Origin of the sequence: Sphingobium sp. (assembly GCF_049304695.1) — a bacterium.
Classification (GTDB): Bacteria; Pseudomonadota; Alphaproteobacteria; order Sphingomonadales; family Sphingomonadaceae; genus Sphingobium.
In genome coordinates this window covers 1-6,537 of the sequence record NZ_JBAQOK010000099.1, presented here as the reverse complement: position 1 = coordinate 6,537, position 6,537 = coordinate 1, and the positions used below count along the sequence as shown (strand labels likewise).

The 6,537-nt window shown below is 54.0% G+C and carries 8 protein-coding genes and 1 pseudogene; 5 read left to right on the top strand and 4 right to left on the bottom strand.

Features of this window, described 5'->3' with window-relative positions:
• Nucleotides 1-73 precede the first annotated feature (73 nt).
• A complete protein-coding gene (locus WA070_RS20640; protein ID WP_422635782.1) occupies nt 74-1,066 on the top strand; it encodes an IS4 family transposase in 993 nt (330 codons plus the stop codon).
• A gap of 40 nt (nt 1,067-1,106) precedes the next feature.
• Nucleotides 1,107-1,298 carry a hypothetical protein gene (locus WA070_RS20635; protein ID WP_422635781.1) on the top strand — a complete coding sequence of 64 codons (192 nt, stop codon included), beginning with the start codon at nt 1,107-1,109 and terminating at the stop codon, nt 1,296-1,298.
• Nucleotides 1,299-1,326: 28 nt separating this feature from the next.
• Here WA070_RS20635 and WA070_RS20630 read toward each other — a convergent pair whose 3' ends face one another.
• Nucleotides 1,327-1,686, bottom strand: a complete 360-nt coding sequence (locus WA070_RS20630) for a hypothetical protein (RefSeq protein ID WP_422635780.1) — start codon at nt 1,684-1,686, stop codon at nt 1,327-1,329.
• Nucleotides 1,683-2,381 (bottom strand): AAA family ATPase, encoded by a 699-nt coding sequence (locus tag WA070_RS20625; RefSeq protein WP_422635779.1) that lies wholly within the window; start codon nt 2,379-2,381, stop codon nt 1,683-1,685. The genes WA070_RS20630 and WA070_RS20625 overlap by 4 nt, the downstream gene beginning before the upstream one ends.
• Nucleotides 2,382-2,595: 214 nt before the next feature.
• On the opposite strand from WA070_RS20625, the gene gmd reads away from it, so the two are divergent.
• From gmd to WA070_RS20610, 3 genes are all read left to right on the top strand, one after another.
• A complete protein-coding gene (gene gmd / locus WA070_RS20620) occupies nt 2,596-3,633 on the top strand; it encodes a GDP-mannose 4,6-dehydratase (protein ID WP_422635778.1) in 1,038 nt (345 codons plus the stop codon).
• Nucleotides 3,621-4,481: a GDP-mannose 4,6-dehydratase gene (locus WA070_RS20615; protein WP_422635777.1), complete on the top strand. Its 861-nt coding sequence runs from the start codon at nt 3,621-3,623 to the stop codon at nt 4,479-4,481. Before gmd ends, WA070_RS20615 begins: the two co-directional genes overlap by 13 nt.
• Nucleotides 4,482-4,647: 166 nt before the next feature.
• The gene (locus tag WA070_RS20610; RefSeq protein WP_422635776.1) at nt 4,648-5,307 is read left to right on the top strand and encodes an ABC transporter ATP-binding protein; all 660 of its coding nucleotides are present in this window, start codon (nt 4,648-4,650) and stop codon (nt 5,305-5,307) included.
• 259 nt (nt 5,308-5,566) lie between these two features.
• Here WA070_RS20610 and WA070_RS20605 read toward each other — a convergent pair.
• Nucleotides 5,567-6,092: pseudogene (locus WA070_RS20605) on the bottom strand (transposase); the annotation flags it as partial.
• A gap of 291 nt (nt 6,093-6,383) precedes the next feature.
• The coding region (locus WA070_RS20600) for an ATP-binding protein (protein ID WP_422635783.1) at nt 6,384-6,537 on the bottom strand (154 nt) is incomplete at its 5' end.

Here is a 6,537-nt window from a genome sequence, read left to right as displayed (position 1 = left end):
ACGCCGCATTGAGAAAAACAAGCACAAGGTTGATTAACGTGTCGACGCACTGCCCGACGCGATCAGCCTTCCCATGCTAGCCACGCTTGACTGGAGGGATGCGATTATACAACCGTTACAAGTCCAGTTCAAGGGCACTGCCCAGCTCAAGCGGAGAATAAACCCGACGCGGGTTCCGATCGAAGCGAAGGAGAGCGTTCGTTGGCTCGATAATCTTCGCCAGTCAGTCGCTCTGTTGGGGCAGCCGGATCGGTGTGTCCATGTCGGCGATCGAGAGAGCGACATTTACGAACTCTACTGCCTCGCCAAAGATCTCGGCACTCACTTCGTCGTCCGCACCGTTGTCGACAGGCTCGCTGGCAACGGCGATCACACCGTGAAAATCGAAATGCAAGAGGCTCCAAGCGCGGGCATACGTAGCATCGAAGTGAGGGTCGATAATGACACGGTCGAACGTGTGACCCTTGATATACGGTACAAACGAATCCACGTCTGCCCGCCGATCGGGAAGCAAAAGCGCTACCCGGCGCTCGATCTGACGGTGATCCATGCGTCGGAAGTCGGTGTCCCATTGGGCCGGAAGCCGATACTGTGGAAGCTCGTCACCGATCTGGAAGTTGCCGACCTCGACGCAGCGATCGAGAAAATACGTTGGTATTCGACGCGCTGGAAGATCGAAGTTTTTCATAAGATTCTGAAGTCAGGATGTCGTGCTGAAGATGCGAAGCTCCGCACCGCCGATCGTTTAGCCAACCTTGTCGCGCTGTTTTGTATCGTTAGCTGGCGCGTGATGTGGATGACCATGATGGCACGTGCTGCCCCCGATGCCGATCCGGCGATCGCATTTACAGCAACGGAAATTGCAATCCTCGACCGCCTCGTTACCGATAGCGGGAACCGCCGAGCAAAGTCGGGAACGCTCCAGCTATATCTCACCAAATTGTCCCGCCTTGGCGGTTATCTCGCGCGGACGTCCGACCCACCGCCTGGCAACACCCTTGTCTGGCGCGGCCTACGACGCCTCGTCGATATCCAAATAGGCGCGGAGCTTGCCACTTGTGGGTAATCGCAAGCTCAACCGGATGCATACTTACATACCTCAGGTCATGACGGTGATCGACGCGCTGCATGAGCCCAACCAAGCCAAAACCGAAGCCGGGTCAGAAATCATCCGTCACGTCGGTCATGAAGAATCTGACATGAGCTATCAGAGCGACGTCGCGAATGTCTGGCGATTCATGATCGATATGCTGCATCAGACTTGCCGACATATCGCGGTCGAAACAGCAAACAAATGATTTTTAGGCTCGGATAGCTATTGGATAGCTATCCGATACGTCTTTCTTCCCGCTGCGCCGCCAGCGCTGCCAGAGCCTGTTCCAAAACCGCGCCCAGCGGTAGGTTCATGGCATCGGCGATACGATAGAGTTCGGTGATCGTATCTTCGGTCGCCTTGATGTTGATCTGGCGATTACGCCCGGTCACATGTCGCCGCGGCTGACGGGCAGGGGAGGGGTGCGGCGTTTGACCTGTCTGACTCGCTGTCTCACGCGGTGTCGCGGTACCAGCCTTTCGGTTTGGGAAACCACTGTTTGCCGCAATTTTATCGATCGTTCCGGTAGGTACGGCCTCGGTGGCATTGTCCGTCCCGAAATCATCCAGATTGCCGAAGGGATCGCTGCTCATGCCGCCACCTCATGCGCTTTGGCTGCCGCGCTGCATTGCGCGCGTAATGTTTCAATCACTTCGACGGCGAACTGCTCGGCATTAGCGATCGCCTTGTCCAGGTTGGACACATTCTTGGAGTCCAGTTCCTCCAGTGTCTGGCGGAAGGAGAAGATGGCGCGAAAGGCCTCGCGCTGATGCAATTGCGCCTTGAACATCGGCACGCCGGAATCGACCAGCCCATCTTGGATATGCCCCATGGCCCGCGTGCGGATGATCGGGCTGTTCCGCGACAGCAGCGCGCCATAGAGGACGGCCCGACCGGTCATCTTCTCATGTTGCTTCAGCACTCGGATCGCCCGGCTCGCCTGCTCCGCGTTGAGTTGCGACCCTTTCATCAGGATGATCACCAGATCCGCCTGGATGACGGCCAGCATCGCGATCTTGGCCGCAGTCCCTTCCAGATCGACGATGACAAAGGGCGTCTTCGCCGCAGCCTCCTCGATCCAGTCGAGAATATTATCCTCATCAACATCAGCGATAATCGACAGATTGTCCGGTAGCGCTGCGTCTTTGGCCCATGCGGCGATAGGATGATTAGGATCGGCGTCTATCACGGAAACCTTGGCGCCTCGGGCTGGCTGGGAGGCCAGAAGGACAGCAGCAGTGGTTTTCCCGACGCCTCCTTTGGGACTGATGAAGGCAATAGTAGGCATAAGATAGTTGTATAACTATCGGCTATCGTTTAACAATCCGATAGCTATATGATATCCTTTTGGTATCTAACATGTGGCTGACGTTTTAGGAACAGGCTTTTCGGCATAATTTGGCAGTTAAACTGCGAGATTGCCCATGTGCGCTTCGCGCTTGCCTCTGGCCATCGCGATTTATTAGCTCTACTAGACGGTCAATTCAGCAAGGGACGAATATATGTCAAAAAACGCTATAGTTACCGGAATCAGCGGCCAGGATGGCGCCTATTTGGCAGAAAATCTCTTGAACCGGGGCTATACCGTATACGGCACCTATCGACGTACAAGTTCGGTCAATTTCTGGCGCATTGATGAACTTGGCATAACCAATCACCCGAATTTGAAGCTGGTCGAATATGATCTGACAGATATGGGCTCGGCCATAAGGCTGATCGAGACGTCGGAAGCGACGGAAATCTACAATCTTGCCGCGCAAAGCTTTGTGGGCGTTTCCTTCGATCAGCCCATCACCACGGGTCAGATCACCGGGCTGGGCGCGGCCTATCTTCTCGAAGCAATCCGGACGGTGAACAAAGATATCCGCTTCTACCAGGCGTCCACGTCCGAAATGTTTGGCAAAGTGCAGGCTATTCCGCAGGTCGAAGATACGCCTTTTTATCCTCGCAGCCCTTATGGCGTGGCAAAGCTCTATGCTCATTGGTTGACAGTCAACTATAGGGAAAGCTTCGATATCTTTGCTACAAGCGGTATTTTGTTCAACCATGAATCGCCGCTGCGTGGCCGAGAGTTCGTGACGCGCAAGATCACCGACACCGTTGCCAAGATTGCGCAGGGCAAGGCCGATATTCTTGAACTTGGCAATCTCGATGCAAAGCGCGACTGGGGCTATGCCAAGGATTACGTCGAGGGCATGCGCCTGATGCTTCAGCATGACGTGCCTGATACCTATGTGCTTGCAACCAATCGTACCGAAACGGTTCGCCATTTCGTTGAACTAGCCTTTGCCCAGATCGGGGTTGTTCTCGAATGGTCAGGAAAGGAAAAAAATGAAGTCGGCGTCGATCCCAAAAGCGGCCATGCGCGGGTGCGTATCAATCCGACCTTCTACCGGCCTGCCGAAGTCGACTTGCTGATCGGCAATCCAGGCAAGGCGGAGCGCGACCTGGGCTGGAAGCCGGTTGTGGAACTGGAGGAACTGGCGCGCCTGATGGTGGAAGCCGATATGCGCCGCAACACTGCTGGTTGGTCCTTTTGATGCGGGTGGCTTTGACTGGGGCGACAGGATTTACCGGTCGCTTTGTTGCCGCTGCGCTTAAGAGGGTAGGGGCAACGCCGGTCGCGCTGACCGCGGACCTCTGCGATAAGGACGCTGTTGATCAAGCGGTAGGCGAGGCAAAGTTTGACCGGGTGGTCCACCTGGCGGCTCGTGCCTTTGTTCACGCCGCTGATTGGCAATCTTTTTACCTCACCAATCAGTTGGGTACCTTCAACCTTCTCGATGCTGTTGCGCGCAAGCAGGAAGGCGCGCGATGCATAATCGCTTCAAGCGCTCAGATATATGGTCCTCATGCTGAAGGACTAATTACCGAGAACGCGGTGGCCAATCCGGCAAATCATTATGCCGCCAGCAAATATGCCATGGAACTGGGATCCAGCCTGTGGGCGGACAGGCTGGACATCGTCGTTACGCGACCATTCAACTACACGGGGGTAGGTCAGGAAACCAAATATCTGGTTCCCAAAATTGTTGATCATTTTCAACGTTGTGCGCCAGTCATCGAACTCGGAAACACTTGGGTTAAACGTGATTTTGGTGACGTGCGTTCAGTTGCTGAGGCTTATGCCGGATTAGTGATGGCGCCAACCGTACCCGCTGTGGTGAATATGGCGACCGGCAGCGTATCTTCTATCGGTGACATCATCGAAAAGCTGACGGCGTTAAGCGGTCACGAGGTCAAGGTTGAGGTCAATCCGGCCTTTGTTCGCAAGGGCGATGTGGAGGTTCTGGGTGGGGACGCAACTCTGTTGCGTAACACTCTGCCTGATTGGCAGCCGTACTTGATCGACGATACGCTTGCGTGGCTGTATAAAGCGGCAGCATGATGACGAGATTGAAACAGTGGTCCGAACATCAGCAAATCAATGGACATATCGGGATTATAATGGACAATCAGGGAGCCATTGATATCTCCTTAGTGGAAAATGGCGTCACAGCAGTCGGATGGAATTTTACCTATTTTCATGATAGACGCAATTTCATGGTTGGACAATGATAACATTCAGAAATGTTTCAAAAACATATCATATTCGCAAGTTCCAGAAGAATGTCTTCAGTGATCTGAACTTCGAGATTCCTACCGGAACTAGTCTAGGGATATGTGGCGGCAATGGTGCAGGCAAATCAACACTCATGCGCCTTATTTCTGGAGTAGAGTCTCCAACGTCTGGACGAATAGAGAGAAGTGTTAGCTGCTCTTGGCCAATAGGCTATGCTAGTTGTTTTCAGTCAAGTTTGACTGGTGCCGATAATGCTCGATTTATTGCGCGAATATATGATAAGGACGTGGATGAACTTTTGGAATATGTAGAAGATTTTGCGCAGTTAGGATCATATTTTTATCAGCCGATATATAGTTATTCGGCAGGAATGCTAGCAAGATTGGCTTTTGGGGTGTCACTAGCTATAGAATTTGACTGTTACTTAGTTGATGAGGTAACAGCTGCTGGTGATGAGAGGTTTAGGCAAAGGTGTGAGGACGCACTGCATTATCGTCGACAAACAGGAACGTTGCTGATGATCAGCCATGATCCAGGTACGTTACGCAGTTATTGCGAGCGAGGCGCTGTTCTGTATAAGGGGCAGCTGACCTTCTATGATAGTATCGATGAGGCAATAGACAACCATATGCATAATCAGGCTGCGCAATAGATCGTGTCTAGATCTGCCAAAAGTGCAGGGTATTATTTGGATTTAGAAAATTGGTGTAGGCCTTATAAGACTACTGGCGAGATGCGGACGGGCTAAACAAAGTCAAATCTACAGCCGGACACCTGGACGCCTCGAAAAATTGTTGGATTTTGATAGGGTGACGGCGGCACTAACGGCAGGTCCCGTGTTGGCAGGATGTGGCAGCGTATTTTTTGGGTAATTTCGATGTCGCCGTTGCCGGTGGGGGGCGGCGTTTGCATCAGGCAGGCGCAGTTCGCCCCTCGAGCCAGGCCAGGCGCTGGAAGTTATAGAAGGTTGGCCATACCGATCTTGATGGTTGCGCGGGCGATGCCGATGGTGCGCACGACAAGGCCCATGCGGTGCTTTTGCCCGGCGAACACATGCTCGACCTGCGCGCGGATCTTTGAGCGCCTGGTATTGGCCCTGGCGATCCGTTCGGGCAGCGGTCGCCGCGGCTTTCGCTTCTGGTGGATGTGGCTGGTGAACATGCCATCCGCCAGGAACGTCTCGTTCTTCTTGGATCGATAGGCGGTATCAGCCCAGACGCCGGAGGCAGTGTTATCCTTGCTGATCAGAACCGGCAGCCGTGCGACGTCATGGGCATTGGCAGCGCTGGCATCCCAGGTTCGGATCAGCCCATGGGTTTTGTCGATGCCGACATGATTTTTGTAGCCGAACATCGGGATGGCGATATCGACCGGCTTGGCCGCTTTGGGGTCGGCGCCCTCCCTGACCTTGGCTTTGCTGTACTTGATCGACCAGCGGTTAGCGATGCGAGCATCCCACATGGACGATTGGCTATAAAAATCTGAGACCGCGGCGGTGTGTAATCAGCGAGGTGGATTGTGGCATTGGACGGCGAGGGGGATAGTGCTGCAGGAGATTTGAACCATGCCGCGCACAGTGCGAGTGTCGAATTGACCTATGCGCCGCATAGTGCGGGTTCGAGCTCGCACAGTGCTAATGTGTTGAGTTGCACTGAGAAGTGACCCGGGATTTTCATTGAGAAGTGACGCGGGTGGGCGTGGTTGATGTGCTGCCTGCGACGAGCAGGGTCAAGCGGCTGATTTGTCCTTTCTGGATTTTGGGGCGGCGGAACTGGCCCTAAAGCGGAAGCTGTCATTGCCGGTTTCAAGGATGTGGCAATGATGCGTGAGGCGATCCAGCAGGGCGGTGGTCATTTTCGCATCGCCAAAGATACTGGACCAC

What these genes read in the sequence shown, in the direction of transcription:
- WA070_RS20640 (WP_422635782.1), top strand. Translation starts at nt 74, where the DNA reads ATGCTAGCCACGCTTGACTGGAGGGATGCGATTATACAACCGTTACAA.
- WA070_RS20635 (WP_422635781.1), top strand. Translation starts at nt 1,107, where the DNA reads ATGACGGTGATCGACGCGCTGCATGAGCCCAACCAAGCCAAAACCGAA.
- WA070_RS20630 (WP_422635780.1), bottom strand. Translation starts at nt 1,686, where the DNA reads ATGAGCAGCGATCCCTTCGGCAATCTGGATGATTTCGGGACGGACAAT.
- WA070_RS20625 (WP_422635779.1), bottom strand. Translation starts at nt 2,381, where the DNA reads ATGCCTACTATTGCCTTCATCAGTCCCAAAGGAGGCGTCGGGAAAACC.
- gmd (WP_422635778.1), top strand. Translation starts at nt 2,596, where the DNA reads ATGTCAAAAAACGCTATAGTTACCGGAATCAGCGGCCAGGATGGCGCC.
- WA070_RS20610 (WP_422635776.1), top strand. Translation starts at nt 4,648, where the DNA reads ATGATAACATTCAGAAATGTTTCAAAAACATATCATATTCGCAAGTTC.